This window comes from Nostoc sp. UHCC 0870, from assembly GCF_022063185.1.
Taxonomy (GTDB): Bacteria; Cyanobacteriota; Cyanobacteriia; order Cyanobacteriales; family Nostocaceae; genus Trichormus.
In genome coordinates this window covers 5,400,339-5,419,561 of record NZ_CP091913.1, presented here as the reverse complement: position 1 = coordinate 5,419,561, position 19,223 = coordinate 5,400,339, and the positions used below count along the sequence as shown (strand labels likewise).

Here is a 19,223-nt window from a genome sequence, read left to right as displayed (position 1 = left end):
TAGGTTGTTCTCTCAACAAATTTGTTTTCTTTACAGAGGTTTTGCTAGAGTTGACAACCGATGTTTATGCACCAAAAACAGTTATAGAGAATATTCAGGAAAAAACAGGGTGAATTTGCTAGTTTTCACATATCTATATATGACTATCTCAGCCTAATAGCAACGCTCTTTTTCTGCACCTTGCTATTCCCCATTCCAGTTCATAGGCTATCACTCAGGATAGCTTGGTTTCTGCATATCTATGAACAATTTAGGGAAATTCAACACCTAAATCCCTAAGTATATTTTATAGGGTTGTCATCTCTTCTCCTTATGATATAATCTTGGCCTTTATGTTATCAGCATATATACTTGAGGCGGTGCATCTTTAATTCCATATCTCAGATAAATAAATATCTGAATAAAAATAAATCATAGTCTGCTGTGGAAGCAAGGCTTATACAACTAATATGCTATTTCAGTTTTACAGGCTCAAAAACTGATAACATTTATTCTCAGGAAAATTACTAAGAATTAAGACAAAGTATCAGCACTTCCTAGGCGAAGACAAAATGTTGGTACTAGAATGTGACACAACTTTGGGAAGCAACAAAATTGATTGTTGCAATATACACTTATAGTGTAAGTCCGGCACGGTATTATTCACCGTATGATTATGGCACGGTTTTACACGCCTGGAATGCTCTAGGTGGATTATGTTGATCACGGTGCAGGGGAAGTAGGCTGTGCGAATTCCGCTTGATTACTACCGAATTTTAGGACTACCATTAGCGGCAAGCGAGGAACAGTTGCGGCAAGCGTATAGCGATCGCATTGTACAATTGCCACGCAAAGAGTATTCTCAAGCAGCAATTGCTTCCCGTAAACAACTTATAGAAGAAGCTTACGTGGTTTTATCAGATTCCAAGGAACGTAGTAGTTACGACCAGTTATATCTTGCTCATGCTTATGATCCAGATAGCTCTGGTAGTGCCAAAGTAGCACTAGAAAATCGTCAGAACAGCAGTCAGGGTAAGTTTAATGCTCACAATCTCAGTATTGAAATTGCCTCTGATGAGTTAGTTGGTGCTTTATTAATCCTGCAAGAACTAGGAGAATACGAGCTAGTGCTAAAACTAGGTCGTACCTATTTGGGGAATCAAAACGGTGTAGTGCCTAAAAAAGGCGTTCATCTGGCTACTGAGGAATTTCTTCAAAATACTGAACGCCCAGATATTATTCTGACTGTTGCTCTGGCTTGTTTAGAATTAGGTCGTGAGCAATGGCAGCAAGGTCACTACGAAAATGCGGCTATTTCTCTCGAAACCGGCCAAGAAATGTTAGCTCGTGAAGGTCTGTTTCCTAATGTCCAGGCAGAAATTCAAGCTGACCTTTATAAGTTACGCCCCTATCGCATTCTAGAATTACTGGCACTACCTCCAGATCAGACCGTCGAACGTCACCAAGGTCTGGAATTGCTGCAAAATATCTTAGACGATCGCGGTGGCATTGACGGCAATGGTCATGATGAATCGGGCTTAAGTATAGATGACTTTCTCCGCTTCATCCAGCAACTACGCCACTATTTAACAGTCGCCGAACAACACAAGCTGTTTGAGGCGGAAAGTAAACGTCCTTCGGCTGTGGCTACCTACTTGGCTGTCTACGCCTCCATTGCACGGGGATTTACCCACCGTCAACCCGCTTTGATTCGTCATGCCAAGCAAATGCTCATGCGTCTGTCTAAACGGCAAGATGTACATTTAGAACAGTCTCTCTGTGCGCTGTTATTAGGGCAAACTGAAGAAGCATCCCGCGTTCTAGAACTGAGCCAAGAATATGAATCCCTAGCTTTTATTCGAGAAAAATCTCAAGATTCCCCAGACTTACTGCCTGGTTTGTGCCTTTATGCTGAACAATGGCTACAAAATGAAGTATTTCCCCATTTTCGGGATTTAGCCAAGCAGCAAGCATTGCTGAAAGATTATTTTGCTAACCCCCAAGTCCAAGCTTATCTAGAAGCTCTGCCTAATGATGCAGAAACTACTAATGAGTGGAAGGTCATTAATCGCACGCAGTACCGTAATCATACCAGTGGAACGACTCGACCTGAGTCAGATCACCACAGAACGCCAGATCCAGAGTTACCAGCAACCAACAACCACAGAGTAGCAGAATCGGTCAATTCTACAGCATTTAGAGAAAATACTGCGCCTATACCCCCATACACTGGCATACCGCATCCAGAAGCACCTGTTAAATCGCAGATACCTGCTGTACAGCATACAGCTAGGGCTAATCAGCATCCAAGCTCTGCACCTCGCCCAACTCCAACTACTAAGCGCAGGAGACGCAAGCCCAAGGAAACTGCTAGCCGAGAGCAGAATCGTCCTCACCCACAGCGTCAGTTGGTCGGTACGTTAGATCCCAAAACCCGCTTAGTGTGGACTGTATTTATTTCTATGGGAGGGATATTAGTTTTTTGGCTGTTAGTCTCAACCATTTTTGGTACAGTCAAGAATCTGTTTTTCCCCGCACCTGCTTTACAGGCAGAAACATTTTTGACTCAACTCAATGAACCGTTAATAGCCACCCTAGAGAACAACAGTGCTTTACAGTCCCAGGATGGTGGGGTGACAGAAGCAATAGCCGAAGGGGTGATTAAAACTTGGCTATCCACCAAAGCCTCAGCATTAGGACCTAACCACGAGATTGAGGGTTTAGCTGGAATTTTAACGGGTTCTGCCTTGTCACAGTGGCGATTCACTGCCCAGCAAGTGAGAGCAAGAGACAGCTATCGGATGTATAGCCACAGCGTCAGAGTCGAAAATATCAATAAATTTGATAGAGATCCCGATCGCGCTTTAGTCAGAGCTACCGTCAGGGAAATCACTCAATTCTACGAAAATGGTCAAAGAAGAAATTCAACTGATGAAAATCTCCGTGTGCGCTATGAATTAGTTCGGCAAGCAGACGGGTGGCGAATTCAGAGCATGGCAGCCGTTGTCAATTAATATGAATTTTTGTATCTAATTGTTATGTTTTAGCGGCTTCTGCCACCAAATAAATTTATTTGAGGGTTGTTTGATGGATCTGAAGCTTTCGAGCAATCTATAATAACACGCTTATATTCGCTGGTATATCAACTATTGTCATGGAAACATGATATAGCTCTACTGTCAATCAAGGTAAATGTCAGGGGATCATAACAAATTGATCCCGCAAGAGCTTATAAGTTCGTAGAATAGGTAAAAAAGCCTGTTGACACCCCTTGATCCCTAGGAACGTTTACTAGTTAATATAAGTTCAACAAACTTAATTAAGTGACTCCTCAGATCCCAAAGTGCTGATTTTGGCATGAGTAAGAAATTGAAAGGAAGTGACCTTTATTTAACAAAAGACTAAAAAAAACACACTGGGCAAAACCAGGAGTCAGGCATAAGAAATTCATCTGGGATAAATGAAGTTTAATTAAGCATTTTGTTACCCAGGGAAATCATTTACCTTTCAAACTACTGGAGGCCAAAATTCATGGCAAAAGAACGCCCACCGCTAGAAGAGATGACACTGCGACAACTACGTAAAGTTGCCAGCGAATTTAGCATCTCTCGCTATAGCCGGATGAGGAAATCTCAATTACTAGCATCAATTCAAGAAGTTCAGCGTCAAAAAGCATCGCTTAACCCATCTCGCTCACTGGAGGCACAGGAAACCGTGGAAGCAGCAAAATTTGAACTTGGTCAAGAAGACCGTACTGGTGGATCTCTAGCTGATGTTGATGAAGCATTGGCAGATTTACCAGGTGGTTACGGTGACAGTCGGATTGTCCTGTTACCGCGTGATCCTCAGTGGGCTTATGCTTACTGGGATATCGCCAACGACCATAAAGAAGAGTTGCGCCGCCAAGGGGGACAACAACTGGCACTGCGGATTTATGACGTTACCGATGTAAATCTCGAATACCAAAGCCCCCACAGCATCCAAGAGTATCCTGCTGATGAACTAGCGAGGGAATGGTATATTCCTATTCCAGTGAGCGATCGCGATTATGTTCTTGATATCGGTTATCGTGCCTTTGATGGCCGTTGGTTGGTACTAGCTCGTTCAGCGCGTGTTCACATTCCCCCCGTTTATCCCTCTGACTGGATTGAAGATGTCTTCATCACCGTCAACTTTGAGGAAGATTTACGCGGCAAAACCCTGTACGAACTCGTTCCCCCTGCGAAGAAAACACCTGCTGTTAGTGCTAGTAATAGCAATGGCAACCCCATCTACGACGAAATCTTTGGCATGGCAGAGTCCGCCGAAGCACAACGGGTTGCTGGTTCGCTGTTCGGTTCTATGCAGCAAGTCCCCGGTTCTGCCCGTCCAGAACAAGCTATCAGTTCCTACGTATTCCCATCTGGTGTAGGTATGTGGGCAGTTCCCACCGCTTCCGGCATCAATATGTCCGGTGTGGGAATGTCCGGTGTAGGCTTCTCCGCTTCCGCCGTACCAATGCGTCCTCGTCAGTTCTGGTTAATTGCTGATGCTGAGTTGATTGTTTACGGTGCAACTGAACCCGATGCTACTGTAACAATTGGTGGTCGTCCCATCAAGTTGAATCCAGATGGTACATTCCGCTTCCAGATGTCCTTCCAAGATGGCTTAATCGACTACCCCATTTTGGCTGTTGCGGCGGATGGTGAGCAAACACGCTCAATTCACATGAAATTTAATCGTGAAACCCCATCTCGTAACACCAATACTAAAGACGAAGCTGTTTTAGAATGGCTTTCTTAGGAAGGTGACAGGTGACAGGGGACAGGGGACAGGGGACAGGGGACAGGGGACAGGATTAGTTTCTAGCCTCTAATCAGCAACCTTGATTGAAATTTTGAATTATTACCCGCTATAGTCATGCTGTAGCGGGTTTTAGTTTTTATGTACTTCAAAAAAATAGTTTCTTTATCTATATTTCTGGTTTCTGTCAGTTTATTGTCAGGTTGTCAAAAAATCGATGCTAGTTCAGCACCGAAAGTTGTAAAAGCTTGTGCTGGGGAAAATAGTAAATTTAGTATTGAATTTTTTAAAACGAATAATCGTGGTGATAAATTTGCTAAAGGTATTAATCATGTGATTATTTTTAATCCTAGGTCAGAGGCACTAGATTTTAAAGTGAATCTGGGGTTATCTCATCCAATTTATGCTAAAGATAGTAGGGGTAAATTTCGGAGAGAATATATACCTAAACAATTTCGTGAACTTATTTCTCATGCTAACTCTCAGCTAAATGGCAAAAAACCAATAGCAGCAATTAACGCCGACTATATAGACACGGAAAATAAACCCCAAGGCTTAAATATTTCTCGTGGAATTGAGTATGCAGGAGATTTTAAAAGTAAACGTTCTTCTTTTGGTATTTCTGGTGGTAAAGCTTCACAACGAAAGGCTACAATCGACGTTGGTAGAAGAGCAAATAATATTTTAAATTACAATTTAGTAGGCGGTAATGGCAGGTTTTATCGTCAAGGTAAATTTAAAGATATTTGTCAAGATTTAGGTGAGTTTGCCTGTAGACAAGCTACTAATCGTTCTATGGCGGCTATCACAAGTAAGGGTTATGTGATTTTGTTAGTTAATGATATAAAAGCTAATTCTACTATTGAGCCATCTGGGGTTAATCAAGAGTTGACACCAGATAAATTTGATGATGTTCTAGAAGGAATTGCACGCAATAATTGTTTAGGCAAAATTAAAGAAGGAATTTTATTTGATGGTGGTATGTCACCAGGACTTTATTATAACAATAAAATCTATGTAGAAAATCCTGGTTTTATTGGTTCGGTGTTTTTAATTTATAAAAAATAAATTTGATGAATTGCATTGACTGCATTAATGATCAGAGAGGATGCTGTTTCGATTTCTGCTTTGGTTGTAAATTTACCAATACCAATTCTTAATGCACCTTCAATTATATTTTCTGAGAGATTCATAGCTTGTAGAACGTGAGAGGGTGCAACAATACCTGATGAACAAGCAGCACCTGTAGATATAGCTAATTGATGGCGCAGTCTCGCAATTATGGCAGTATTGGGGATGTCAGGGATAGAAATATGTAAGTTACCTGATAAGCGGTTGTTTAAGTCTCCGTTCACTACTAAGTTAGGGATTTTTGATTGTAGGAGGTTTTGTAATTGCGATCGCAAAACTGCAATTTTACTTTCATCCCTTTCCATCTCCAAACCTCTCAATCTGCAAGCTTCCCCTAAACCAGCGATTCCGGGGACGTTGAGTGTACCGGATCTGAGTCCCTGTTGATGTCCCCCGCCGTAAATCATCGGTGGGAGATGATGATTTTTCCTGACTACTAATGCACCAACGCCTTTGGGTGCGTAGAGTTTATGTCCAGAAATAGCTAGATAGGTAATCCCCCAGTCTTGGAAGTTGAGGGGAATTTTCCCTACTGCTTGGGATGCGTCGCATAAAAAAGGGATATTGTGGGATGAGGCGATCGCGCCAATTTTTTCTATGGGGTAAATTGTCCCTACTTCGTTGTTAGCCGCCATCACACAAATTAAAGCAGCACCTTTTGAGCAGACTTTTGCTAGATGTTCTAAATCAATCTGCGCTTGTTGATTGACTTTTAAGCAAATAACTTCAATCAATCCTTTTTTAGCTAATGCTTTGCAGGTATCTAAAACGGCTTTGTGTTCAACTGGGGAAACAATGATTTTGGCGGGGGTATTTTGTTGAGAAATATGTCCTTGAATTGCTAAGTTAATGCTTTCTGTTGCACCAGATGTAAAAATAATTTCTTTGGGGGAAGCGTTGATTAATTCTGCTATTTGTTGACGTGCTTGCTTAACTGCTTTTGCTGCTTCGTCTCCATAACTATGATCTACACTATTAGCATTACCAAAGGCGGTAGTCATATAGTACATGACTTTCTCGGCTACTCTGGGGTCAACTGGAGTAGTTGAGTGGTAATCGAGGTAGATTATTTTAGTCATTTTTTTAAACGCGGAGTAACGCAGAAAATTATCATAACAACTCTCTTAACTCTCTGCGTCTCTGCGCCTCTGCGTGAGATTTAATCACTTTTACGGAAAGGTTAAATATTCTAAAATTAGTAATCGTAAATAATCTAACATTCTTAGGTATGATTTGATATTCTCGTATTCATGAGAATTATGCAAATACAACTGGGAAATACTAGGAACATCAAACACTCGTTTTTGTTTGAGTTTTTTAATTGCTTGTTGTGTATTCTCTATATATCCTCTAGCTTTAATTTGACTAGCATAACCTCGAATATCTGTAGTTAATAGTTCAATTTCTTCTAATAATGTAAATTCCGTTTCTGATACAGGTAATTGATGAGCGATCGCCTGACGTTCTGATTTACTATTTTGGTAGTCAATTGTTAACTGAGCTAACAGTTGAATGATATAATTTTTAGTTAGTTCAGGATTTTGATTAGTCAGGGTAGTATTAGTCATCGTTCACTCCATAAGTGACTATTTTTTCAGTTCCAAATTTATCTGGACGCACAATTAAATATTCATTTCCTTTACGATAAACGGCTGAACTATCTTGACGATAACCTGTTTTTGGTACTCTTATTGCTCCTTTTTTGTTAAAATTATGTGCTTTACGGAGTAATTTTAATGGGTCAATTTCTTTTCTGGCGGCATGATCTAAAATGTTATGAGAAACGCTGATATAACTTGCCTTATCCCACTCTGTTAAGTATTTTTCGATTTCTGCGATTTCTGAGGATGTGTATTCTTGACAGAGTTCTGTAAAAAACGGATCATTTTGTAGTTCATTAGACATTATTTTATCACTTCGCTATTCATTCTCTAAAAACCTCCTAGCGACTCTCCCCCAATCAATGCGGGTATCTTGAGCATTATCTTTAAATTTACCATCGGGCTGTTCATCTTCATATCTTGCCCATGCCATTAGCAGTAATTTTAAACCATCTAAAGAGTTAACTAAGCGAGAACGTAAGGTATCTATATCGGCTTTATCTACATCTTCTTCTAATATTTCAACTAAGTTTTTATAAGCTGGATGATTGGTATTTAGAGTAACAATAATTGCTCCGCCTCTAGGTTTAACGGAGAAGAAAGCAGGTGTATCAAGCGGAGATTCGACAAAGGTATACTTTAAACCGTCATCTACTGTTGTGGCGGCTAATAATTCGGCTTTGGTTTCAGTTACTCCGTCTTCTTTAAGAGTTTCTTTGATAACTTGTTTACGTTCTTCTTTGGGTAATTGTTCATCTATATCACTTTGACCTTTATAACCTTGTGATTTACGTTCTTTAGTTACAGTTGTTGCTACTTTTTCAGGTTTATAAGGGTCATGGCGTTTTTCTGGGTTACTACGAGTACCTTTTGTTTGTGCTTTGAGTAAACCACGGATAACACTTAATTGAGTATTTATTTTATGAGCTATATCTAAAAGAGGACTTTTTGGATCTCCGTCTTCTTTAAGTTCTTCTTTTAATTGGGTAATTGTTTTACCTTCATCCAATAAAGATTGAATATTGACTCTTAAAAGTTCACTAAAATTACGAGCGGATTGTTTATTATTGGTGACTCCAAAAATATCATCAAGAGAGGGTGGAAATTCTACTTCTACTCCCCACCAGCGTTCTGTTGCTTCATAACCATTCACAATTCCGATATCTAGCTCTAATTCTCTACCAGCACGAACTATAGAAACGCCAATGTTTTTCTTAGCGTGTTGTCCGTGAGGTGTACTTCCTGGATTATTCACTCCCTCTATTAGCCGTGCTTCTTCTTTAGCATAAGAAAAACGAACTTTGACTTCATGTTCTTGTTCATTAAAATTAATAGTAAAAGTGGCTTCATAAGATGTATCTCCCTGCCAAGTTTGGAACATCGCCTGATTATCAAATGGTGGATCGCAAGATGTTTTTTCTATTAGATAACCTGGGTCATTGGGTAGGGCATATTTTTCTAAAATCAGGCTATATAAAGCTTCTAAATCAAAGGCTACCATACGGATTTTGACTTTACCGCTATTAATAAATTTGCGGTACATTCTACCAATCACAAATTCAGAATTATCAATAATTGCTTTGCCGGTGCGCCATATACAACGGTCGATGTTTGACCATACTACTAATGTGCCACTGTCACCAAATTTATGACCGATGTTTCTCCAAGTCATGGGAATTGGTTGAGGTGTCGGTTCTGGTACTTCGGTCATCCGCCGAGTTTTGATTTCATCTAAATCTAGGTAACTATGCAGTGCGTTTTCTATGCCATTTTGCCATGACCAGACATCAACTCTCTGACATTGAGAAATAGAAGACGAGGGTAAACCCATACCAAAACGACCGATTCCGGTATGTTTATCTTTTTCTAAATGAGTACCATTACCAAATTGCAGGGCGAGACGTAAGACATTCGCATCCATCCCACAACCATTATCTAACACGGCGATTTGTTCAATGCGCGATCGCCTCCTCACTTCCCCCTGTTCTTTCCGTTCCCCACACAGCAGTTCTACTTGCGATGCACCGGCTTGAATGGCATTATCCATTAATTCGGCTAAAGCGTAGGCGGCGTTTTTATAACCGTTATCCCGCATGGCTTGGACTGCGAGGTGTGTGGGAACGATATCATGGGCGTTATTCATGGGTTTTCCTCCAAACGTCTTCCCAATTGTGGAAGGCTGATGCGACTGAACCAAAACCAGGGAGTTGACTATCTACAACGGTGACTATTTCGGCTGTAGCATTACCCCCAGCTTTGATTCCTCTGATGGCGCGTCCTACCATTTGGCTGTAGAGAACCAGGGATTTGGTAGGACGGGCGATAACAGCAGCACTGGTTTTAGGTGCGTCGAAGCCAGTGGTTAACACGCCGTAGTTACATAAAATCTTGGTTTGGGTTTGTTGGTCTTTAAAGCTTTGAATCAGTCTTTCTCGTTCGGGTTTGGGGGTTTCACCTGTCACCGCATCAGCATTCAAGCCTCGTAAACGCAATATAGAAGCGATGAGTTGGGCGTGTTCCACGCAGGTATTAAATACTATGATGCGTTGATGATGTGGGGCGAGTGCTTCCAGTTCTAGGATGATGCGGAGGTTGCGTTGTTCGTCTGCGGCTAACCGATTGAGGATATATTGGGGAATGTCTAATACAAATTCAAAATTCAAAATTCAAAATTCAAAATTAAGAATTTCAAGTGTAAACCCAATTAGGGCTAAAACCTTGCAGAGTAGCTAAAGAAATCAAAGGTTGGATAGTTTTTGTATAAACATTCATCAGAATTTCTAAATTTAATAAATCATCTGGTTGATCAACTTTCAACTCTGCCACAAAAGATTCAATATCATTTAACCATTTTGTTTGAGAGACATTTTGCTTATAAATAGTTAAGCCTAAATGCTGTAATGATACAAAATCACGTAAATATGTTTCTGATGGTAAATTATTAGACTTAGAAGAATTAACAGATTTTGTAGTTGGAATTAAATTCCATAACTGATCATGAGCTACAAAAGACCAAGGTAAATAATGATCTAAAGAAATTTCATTCTTATTTAATTTAATTTTAGAATAAATACATTCAATCTCTCGATGTTCTAAAATGGTTTTCCAATATTTAGTTTGATTACCTAGATAATCTCTCTCTTGTGGCATAAATAATTTATTAACTACATTAGGGGTGCTGGGGTTTCTCTGCTGCATATAATTCAACCATTCCCAAGCAGCCCAACCCCTAACTATTGTGTAATTCTCCTCTAAATACTGAATCCAGTCAGGATGCAAAATAATGGCGTTACAATTTTTTTGGTCTTCAGAATTGAAGCAATATAAAGGCTTTCTAGTATCAAATTGATTGTTAGCTAAATTAATAATAGCGGGATTAACATCATAATCTTTTAAGCCCCTTGTTTCTTGAGCAAAGAAAGGACGAATTAAACGATAAGACACATAGCGATTAATTGAAATAACAATATCATCGAGATTTTGGTTATTAATGGCTGTCCGCAAAAGCTTTTTATCAGTATCTCTAAACTTTAAAATCGGTTCTGTAATTTCAAGTTCAAGAGCATCTAATTTATTAGCAATTTGGTCTTGCTTCCCAAAAGACAGTTTAAAATAATTGTGTGGATACCAAGCATTAGCTAATATCTCGACAATAATTTCCCGAAAGCTAATAGGCGATAAAGTATCAAAATTTCTTCTTTTGAGAATATCTAATATTGATAAAAAATAAAGATATTTATATGAGTTAGTAATATTGTTAAATATTTGGGATAAAACTGTAACATTAACTTTATCTGACAGTGGTAAATCCTGATTCATGATGGGATTTCTAAATAAAATTAAATCTCCTAAATATACTTGAATAAAATCATTAGCAGCAGATTGATTAATCTTATTTAACGCCTTGACAATTTCTGCAACAGTTTCAGCCGTAGGATCAATTTTTTCATGATACCAACGGAAGACAATCGGACGCTCAACACCTAAACCCGCCGCGAGTTGGCTTTGGCTGATGTTGTAAGACTCTAAAACCTGTTTAAGTGCTTGTCCTGCTTTTCCCATAATTTCCATTATCACAGGATAGCGATCGCAATTTTGTTAACTTTTATGATAACTAACTTGTCGTAAAAGTTATCATATATGATAACAACACAGAGATAATTTTAAACAGGTGCGTTATGGCGGAAGAATTTTTGAGGTTAGAAGATAGCAGTAGCAATCAAGTCCAGGTGAGGCGAGAAAAGATAAAGCACATATTAGTGGGTAGTCCTGAACTAGTCAGGAGAACAATTTATCAGCTACATACTACAGGTTATGCAGAAGTGGGTTCTTGGTCAAAACCAGTCATAGCAGGAAGTTTAGGTGAATTAGGCGATGTAGTGAGTGTATTAATTAGACAGCAAGGTTAGGAAATAAACTATACAGGAGTTAGGGCGATCGCACTAGCTCTTGTCAAAATAAAATATTTAATATTGGTGAGAATTACAAATGACAAGCTAAACAAGGCAAATTATCATCTTCTTTATCTAAAAGTGCTTCTAATGTTTCAGCTACATAAGGGTTAAAAGCTTCGTTTTTCTCTTTAGCCATTAACTTTTCATGTTGAGCAATAATTTCATCCTTGCGTGCTAGAAGCTGCAATAAACTTTCCCCATCAGTCCAAGTATAGGTACGTCCATCAGCATGATTAGATTCATACTCAACAGCCTTTTGAAATAAATCAGGATGTTCCTGCGCCAACATTACCCATTCATACTTGCGTTGGAAGAAACAGAAAAAACACCCAGAACGACTGCGCCAGCGATAATAGTCAGGGAGTCCAATTCCACTTTCTTCTAAAAGCCGAATAATATCAGCCCTAACTAAACCCTGTTCCTTAAAAGGAAACACAGGTTTAATATTAGGTTTAGTGGAGATATAACCATCACGGTTTTCATCAGCACGGATACCAACATAACTAATAGCCTCATCATCCCCCACAAAATCCTCCAACGGCTTAATTTTCATCTTCACCGTACACCACCGCATTTGGGGAGAAGGTAACAAACCATCATGAATCGCTAACCAATGGTCAAAACCGCGTTTATCACTGAGATAATGAATTTTAAGCCCCAGACGGGCTTTAATGCGGTCAAGATAATCGTAAGTTTCCGGTAATTCCTTATGGGTATCACAAAAAAAGTATTCCATCTCTGGAATTTCCTTATGCAGTAATACCGCTAAAGCCGTGCTATCCTTACCCCCAGAAAGCCCCAGTATATGTCTAACTTTTTTCTCTGCCATCCTGGTTTTTAGTGCGCTTAGGCAAGTATATTAATCGTACTAATATTTTAGCAAATATGCAAAGCAAACGTGTACTTTTTTCAGATTAATTTGAAAACAATCTAGTAAATTTACTGATATTATTAGCTATTTATCCACTAACTAATCATGCTATTATACTTAACTTAAAATTTATGATCTGCCAATAAGGTTTAGTAGAGCTAAAAACCTTAATTTGCCTAGAGAGTGTATTGAGTGTCAAGAGCGATCATAGATATCGCTGCTCTTTTAGTTGCGATCGCATTGCCGAATTTTGGCATAATAACACGGTTACACATCAAAAATATTGAGATATAAGCCAAAAAATTAATTTACGAGTTCTCACATTGATTTACGACTCGTAAAGTTAATTTATCAATCGTAAACTTGATTTCTGAGTCGTGAACTTAATTTACAAGTTGTAAACTTGATTTTCGAGTTGCAAAACTTGATTTACAAGTCACCAATTTTAGATTTTAGTAAAGGCGGGTTCACAGATATCCTCAATTATTCACGATGATTCGGGTAAACCCGCCCCCACATCACTCATAACATTCAAATTAAATGACACGGTTCATACATGACAAATTCGCCAAAGATTATCTAGAAGAACTACTAAAAGATTACGGAGAAGTCAAAGCATCAGAAAAAGTCTCAGGAGAAATAAAAGAAATAGATGTTTTATTCACCCCGAATCAACAGCAAAAATCCAACTTACAAATTCTGGGATTATTAGGAAGATTTGCCGAAAATCCAGCCATCATAGAACCATTTCGCAATCCAGCTTCTGCTGATGAAATATGTGATTGTATACTCAAATTATTAGAAGTCAAAGCTTCACTACGACGAGAAGCTAAAACCAATAAAACTAAACTTCAAGACGCAGAAATTCCCCAATTGTGGGTTCTGACTCCCACAGTATCCGAAACCAGACTATCTAGCTTTGGAACTATGCAAAAACAAGATTGGTTATCAGGAGTACATTTTCTCCCAGATGCACTACGCACAGCAATTGTAGCCATACATCAACTACCACAAACACCGGAAACATTATGGTTGAGGCTTTTAGGTAGAGGAAACGTACAGTCACAAGCAATTATGGAATTGCAAGCGTTACCATTAAATCATCCATACCAACAAGCCACCCTCGAATTAGTTTACAACCTGCGCGAAAACTTAAGAATCAATCAAGAATTAGAAACAGACGATAGGGAGTTAATTATGCGATTAGAACCACTTTATCAAAAAGACAGAGAACAAGCCAAGCAAGAGGGAAGACAAGAAGGAATACAAGAGGGAAGACAGGAAGGAAGACAAGAGGGAGAACAACGTTTAATTATACGTTTACTCAATCGCCGACTTGGGGAAATTAACCAATCATTAATCGAGAGCATTCAAAGATTATCAATTGAACAATTAGAAAATCTAGGAGAAGCATTACTAGACTTTTCTAACATTGCTGATTTAGAAACTTGGTTAAACCAACAACAAGAATAAGTAGAACAGGGTCAATAATTAAAGGTTTGTAGTGAGAACTTTAGTTCTCAAAAAAGGACTAAAGTCCTTACTACGAACTCAATCTTAGTCTTTTTACATTACTTAACATAGTTTGGTTTTTTCAAGTCGTTCTACTTAAACCATCAAAAATCAAACTTAAATTGTAGGGTGTGTTACGGCTGTGAAAGAATTTGGAAGTGTGAGCAAATCATATCTAGCCGTAACGCACCATTATCATACGGTGCGTTAGGCGTTGCTTGAACGCACCCTACTGGCTATTAAAACTTTCCCGAAACTTTGAAATTAAATCTTTTGGTTTTTCACCAGACTTAATTAAACTTGCTAAAAGTTCTAAATCTAAATCTGGTAAAAGTTCACTTTTCGTTATTTGCTCATACTTATTACCGCGTAGATAATATAAGAAAAATTGATTATTCCGCCAAAACCAAACTTCCGGTACACCTAAACCTTGATAAATTAATAAATCATCAATTCCGCCACTGGTGACAACTATTTCAATCGCCAAATCGGGAACAGCTTTTTCAGAATTAAAACAATAACATTCATCTGGTTCTATACCCCTAGCGGCTACTTCTCTTCTAAAAGTAGTTGAGCCTAAAGGATAAAAATCAATCCCTTTTTCTAAAAAAAAGGTTTCTAACAATAAAGCAATAATTTTTTTATCGACCTCATGGCGACGACTAGGCGACATTATTTCTAAAGTACCTTCTAAATATTTAAAGCGATAATGAGAATTATTTTGACAACTTTTTAATAGTGTCTGATATATATCCCAGCTAATCCCATTCATCAACAAAATTTGGTCAGAATCAACGTTTTGTAGTTCTGAGTGACTTGTCAATTCTTCCCATAAACTCAATTTTGCTAGTAAACCTAACATTGTCACTACTCCAAAATCCTGTAGATTTATCTTAGCAATCACCTGCGGTAAGGGACTTCCAGATAAAAAATATCCAAACTGTAGGGTGCGTCATTGCGATAGAACCTAACTATACTCAGAAATTATTCATACTGACGCACCCTACCCAACCATCAATTGCGGATAATTTATTTTTTGGTGTGTCCTAATTAATGATTTACATCTAATTCACGCTCATCACGAAGTTCCTGCGCTAGTTCTGCAAACTCTTCATCTCCTTCAAACATCCCAATAAAGTCTGTCCAGGGATTATTTGCTACTTCTAGCGTCACAGTTAGAGGATTCATAAATACTGGTGTTAGGTTCTCTTTCTTCATCATAATAAGTAGAACAGGGTAAATAATTAAAGGTTTGTAGTAAGAACTTTAGTTCTGAAATAAGGACTAAAGTCCTTACTACGAACTCAATCTTATTCTTTTTACATTAATTAACATAGTTTGGTTTTTTTAACTCGTTCTACTTACTTCTATTAACCGGCATTTTTCCCCGCTATTTCATCATTCCCCTTATCCCCAATCTGCGTCACCGTCTCTGGTAAATCAGCATTTAAAATGCGTTCACTCAACCTTGCTAAAATTGCTTGGCGTAACTGCTGTTCATCGGGTAATTCCGCCAGAATCTTATCAACAATCTTCTCAACCTGAGACTCTCTCCCATGATCTACCCATACCATTTGATGGATTTCCTGACCATCGGGACGAGTCATGGTAATGCGTCGCGCTTCAAAACCTTCCCCCTTGGCGGCGACTTCCTTTTGCAAGGCTTCCAAATTCTTAAACCGCCGCACCAAATCGGCTAACTTCATCTCAAACGCAGTTGCATCATCATCAGTCCATGATTCCGCCGGTTTATCTGCGACAATCATCACCAAAGCTTCCAACCATTGAGCATCACTCTTGGTTTCATCCGATGCGGCGCGAATAAAGCGTTTTAGTAATGGTTCAATACATTTTCCCGCCAAATAATTCGCCCTGACTCGCAAATCTTCCCTGAGTTTTGTTTCTGGACTTCTCACCCCAAAGGCTTCATAAATCAGTTTTTGACAATCACTCAATAAATGATCATAAGCTGTATGAATCTCTCTCAGGGCATGAACTAATTTAGTCCGTAAAGTTCTCGCCGTCACGCCATCATCCCCAGTTTCCGTCCCAATTGGGGGTAAATTACAAGCTGCGGGTAAAGCCTTAAACAACAATTCATCTGGTTCGACAGTGGTTTGTAATGCTTTTAAAATGGCTCTCGGTTCTGCTTCTAGTCGTCGGGTTTGTTTGGTATATTTAGGTAATTTCTTAACAAATTGATAAAGCGGAGTGACCACAGTTAACAACGTGGCGTTACGCACTTTACCCAAATTTTTTAACTGGGGATTGCGTAAAATTGCTTCTAATTCTTTGAATACTTCCGCCCTTAATCCGACGACTGCAAAATACTTCACAGCAAACCGTTCAGGATATTTGACTAATAATTCAAAATGTTCTGTTCCCAACACGGGAATAAATGTTCCGTCTTGATACAGTCCCAAATCATCAGCGTGATATAAAAGCACAGCCGCTAAAATCACGGGAATAGCACCCTGTTTGACACCAAATGGAGGCGCGGCTAAATGTTGATAGAGTAAATTAAATGTTTGGCTGGTTTCTGTGGCTGCTAAACAAAAATCTTCAACTGCTTCCCACAGAGAGTTTAAGCCGGAATTGTCTAATGGTGGGTAAAAATCCCAGTTGTCATCTTCTTGACGGTGAATCCCCGTTTCCTCTAACAGAGAATAATACATACTCACTTCCGGGCCATATCCTTCTAACCCTAATCTCTCTTCATACTGGTGTTCTAACATCGCCTGAATCAACTCCCGTCTAGCTTTCGCCCCTTGGGAGGTTAAATCGCGGCGGTTGATTAATTCATTCCACAAAATGGTGCTGCGATGGTAAGTGCGATCGCAAATATCAGACAGCTTACTATTAAAATCAGTAATGTTGTGGAGTGTTTCGGTGTGTCCCTGAATCCAGCATTCCTGATTCACCCCAATACTAAAGCACTGATTCAGAGTTTCATCTAAAAATTCTTCAGCTTCTTGTAAGCGATAATTTACCTCTTTTCTCGCCACTCCATCACTTTGCAACTCTTTGGCGGTTTTTTTGATATTACTTAACGCCACAAATTCGAGGGTACGTATTCGCAATATATCTAAGCTAGCCGCAGTCAAAATCACCAATGGTTTACCGTCGCTAGTTATGGAGGGAACAGCACCAGGAACTGTTTCATCTACCCAATAACCGACAAACCCATCTGCATCAACACTACTGCAACTCAACTGGCTTAAATCTTGAGAACTATCTAAATAATGGCGTTCAAAATAACGCAAAGTCCCCGTTTTATAACTGTGACGCTGCGCGACTAAAGGCTTGAGAGGACGGTGCAGAGATAACAGTTTAACTAAAGAAGTTCTCTCTTGTTCTATATATGTACTTAATTCACTATCCACATTAAAATCAGAACCTTGCCAAATCCGTAACTCATCTAATTGACGACGATGAGTAATGAGATTCTGTTTTAGTAGTTTATCAATAATTTCCTGCCAATAATTAATCTCGGCGGCTGAGGGTAAATTACACATTGCTAAACAGACTAAATTTCTTGTCGCCCTCATTGAACCTGTAACTGTAATTAGGTTTAAAATCCCAATAGTTTTTAGTACCCTGAGACTATCTTCTTCTAGGCGTTTAGCATCATTAATTAAATCTTGAACCTCTACCCATCTTTGCAAATTAGGACGAGAAGCTAAACCCATTCCCGCAGATTCAATAAAATAATCATAAACTTGATATAATTTCAGACAGGGTAAATTATAGTTTTGAACTGTTTCTGAGTCTAGGAAATTCCGAAATGATAAAGGTTCACTACTAGTTAAAAATGTGAATAAAGAACGGTCATTTTGAGCATACTTTTGACAGAGGCTTGGTAACACCAAAGCGGATAAAGGATGTAGGGGATAAACTTTTTTAATAACTTGAGCAGTAACTTCTTCATCAACAATGATTGATTCTAAATACTTACTCCACTCTTCCGAATAAGTATTAGTAGCACTCTTAATATTATCTGCTGCTGACGAGTCAATTGCTTCACCAATCAAACTCATCATTTGTCCCGATGATTCAGTAAAAGTAATATCCTCAAATCGCCCCTGAATTTTCGCCCATTCGTTGCGTTGAACATTTGCTAATCGTTGACTATATTCACCAAAGGCTTGGTGTAAAATACCTAAAATATAAATAGGAGTTTTGCTATTTTTGGGTAATTCAGCTAATTGTTGTAAAAGATATAAATCTTCATCTCCTTGAGCATGAGCCGCATACTCTAAATTTTTCCCTAGTTCATCAATAACTAAGAAAATACCCGTTTGAGATTCCTTAGCTAATTCCAAAACTAAATTCGGAATTTCTCTACTATCAACCTTTCCCCCATCATTAATTTCTGCTTCTAAATCTACCAACTGACGCACAACATTGATTTTGTTCTTTTGGCTGGGAGTCCAAAAATTATCAACGCCAGTTAACAAAGCTCTAATAATAGTATGACTAATCGGTTCTCTTTGTCCTGTAGCTACAGCCTTAATTAATCCTTTCGAGTTAATTTTCTCTTGAATTAGTTGATAAATATCACTATCTTTACCTAATTTATCTTCAGCTATCGATAAAGCTTTGATATGTATTTTACTTTGGGATTTAGCAGTAAGGGAAATTAAGTAATGAGCAAAAGCCGATTTCCCAGTTCCGTAAACACTAGTTAAAGTCCAAGCTCTATTTCCTTCATCAGCATTAAAACTATTTAAAATACGTTTGAGAGAATCGATTGCTCTTTTAGTCAGCACATAACCCTCTAAAGCGTCCACACTATCTAAATCTCTTTCTAAATTTATAGACCGAGAATAGCGACGCTGGAGATTAAAATAATAGGATAGCTTTTTGTTAGTCATAACTTCACTCATTTTTATT

The 19,223-nt window shown here is 38.7% G+C and carries 15 protein-coding genes; 5 read left to right on the top strand and 10 right to left on the bottom strand.

The genetic code is table 11. The features are described from left to right. Window positions 1-725 precede the first annotated feature (725 nt). The 3 genes from L6494_RS22990 (at window position 726) to L6494_RS22980 (ending at window position 5,829) form a co-directional block, all read left to right on the top strand. Window positions 726-2,993 carry an IMS domain-containing protein gene (locus L6494_RS22990; protein WP_237990053.1) on the top strand — a complete coding sequence of 756 codons (2,268 nt, stop codon included), beginning with the start codon at window positions 726-728 and terminating at the stop codon, window positions 2,991-2,993. Between the two features lie 517 nt (window positions 2,994-3,510). Further along, entirely contained in the window at window positions 3,511-4,761 is a 1,251-nt protein-coding gene (locus tag L6494_RS22985) for a DUF4912 domain-containing protein (protein WP_237990052.1), read from the top strand. A 141-nt stretch (window positions 4,762-4,902) separates the two neighbouring features. Beyond that, window positions 4,903-5,829 carry a phosphodiester glycosidase family protein gene (locus L6494_RS22980; RefSeq protein WP_237990051.1) on the top strand — a complete coding sequence of 309 codons (927 nt, stop codon included), beginning with the start codon at window positions 4,903-4,905 and terminating at the stop codon, window positions 5,827-5,829. Here L6494_RS22980 and L6494_RS22975 read toward each other — a convergent pair. From L6494_RS22975 to L6494_RS22950, 6 genes are all read right to left on the bottom strand, one after another. Then, window positions 5,817-6,971, bottom strand: coding sequence for a cysteine desulfurase family protein (locus tag L6494_RS22975; RefSeq protein WP_237990050.1), 1,155 nt, complete (start codon window positions 6,969-6,971; stop codon window positions 5,817-5,819). The genes L6494_RS22980 and L6494_RS22975 overlap by 13 nt on opposite strands. 90 nt (window positions 6,972-7,061) lie before the next feature. Continuing rightward, entirely contained in the window at window positions 7,062-7,460 is a 399-nt protein-coding gene (locus L6494_RS22970; RefSeq protein WP_237990049.1) for a hypothetical protein, read from the bottom strand. Then, complete coding sequence (locus L6494_RS22965; RefSeq protein ID WP_237990048.1) at window positions 7,453-7,797, bottom strand: hypothetical protein; 345 nt, start codon at window positions 7,795-7,797, stop codon at window positions 7,453-7,455. The genes L6494_RS22970 and L6494_RS22965 overlap by 8 nt, the downstream gene beginning before the upstream one ends. A gap of 15 nt (window positions 7,798-7,812) precedes the next feature. Then, window positions 7,813-9,636 carry an ATP-binding protein gene (locus L6494_RS22960; RefSeq protein WP_237990047.1) on the bottom strand — a complete coding sequence of 608 codons (1,824 nt, stop codon included), beginning with the start codon at window positions 9,634-9,636 and terminating at the stop codon, window positions 7,813-7,815. Then, window positions 9,629-10,156 (bottom strand): DEAD/DEAH box helicase, encoded by a 528-nt coding sequence (locus L6494_RS22955; RefSeq protein ID WP_237990046.1) that lies wholly within the window; start codon window positions 10,154-10,156, stop codon window positions 9,629-9,631. Before L6494_RS22955 ends, L6494_RS22960 begins: the two co-directional genes overlap by 8 nt. Before the next feature lie 25 nt (window positions 10,157-10,181). Further along, the gene (locus L6494_RS22950; protein ID WP_237990045.1) at window positions 10,182-11,555 is read right to left on the bottom strand and encodes an HNH endonuclease domain-containing protein; all 1,374 of its coding nucleotides are present in this window, start codon (window positions 11,553-11,555) and stop codon (window positions 10,182-10,184) included. A 116-nt stretch (window positions 11,556-11,671) separates the two neighbouring features. Between L6494_RS22950 and L6494_RS22945 the strand changes: the two genes are divergently transcribed. Continuing rightward, complete coding sequence (locus L6494_RS22945; protein WP_237990044.1) at window positions 11,672-11,902, top strand: hypothetical protein; 231 nt, start codon at window positions 11,672-11,674, stop codon at window positions 11,900-11,902. 73 nt (window positions 11,903-11,975) lie between these two features. On the opposite strand, the gene L6494_RS22940 is transcribed toward L6494_RS22945, so the two are convergent. Continuing rightward, a complete protein-coding gene (locus tag L6494_RS22940; RefSeq protein ID WP_237990043.1) occupies window positions 11,976-12,776 on the bottom strand; it encodes a phosphoadenosine phosphosulfate reductase family protein in 801 nt (266 codons plus the stop codon). A gap of 582 nt (window positions 12,777-13,358) precedes the next feature. Here L6494_RS22940 and L6494_RS22935 point away from each other — a divergent pair. Next, complete coding sequence (locus tag L6494_RS22935; protein WP_237990042.1) at window positions 13,359-14,291, top strand: DUF4351 domain-containing protein; 933 nt, start codon at window positions 13,359-13,361, stop codon at window positions 14,289-14,291. A 268-nt stretch (window positions 14,292-14,559) separates the two neighbouring features. On the opposite strand, the gene L6494_RS22930 is transcribed toward L6494_RS22935, so the two are convergent. From L6494_RS22930 to L6494_RS22920, 3 genes are all read right to left on the bottom strand, one after another. Continuing rightward, window positions 14,560-15,192 carry a Uma2 family endonuclease gene (locus L6494_RS22930; RefSeq protein WP_237990041.1) on the bottom strand — a complete coding sequence of 211 codons (633 nt, stop codon included), beginning with the start codon at window positions 15,190-15,192 and terminating at the stop codon, window positions 14,560-14,562. A gap of 188 nt (window positions 15,193-15,380) precedes the next feature. Next, the gene (locus L6494_RS22925; protein WP_237990040.1) at window positions 15,381-15,551 is read right to left on the bottom strand and encodes a hypothetical protein; all 171 of its coding nucleotides are present in this window, start codon (window positions 15,549-15,551) and stop codon (window positions 15,381-15,383) included. 149 nt (window positions 15,552-15,700) lie between these two features. Continuing rightward, window positions 15,701-19,204 (bottom strand): hypothetical protein, encoded by a 3,504-nt coding sequence (locus tag L6494_RS22920; RefSeq protein ID WP_237990039.1) that lies wholly within the window; start codon window positions 19,202-19,204, stop codon window positions 15,701-15,703. Between the last annotated feature and the right edge of the window lie 19 nt (window positions 19,205-19,223).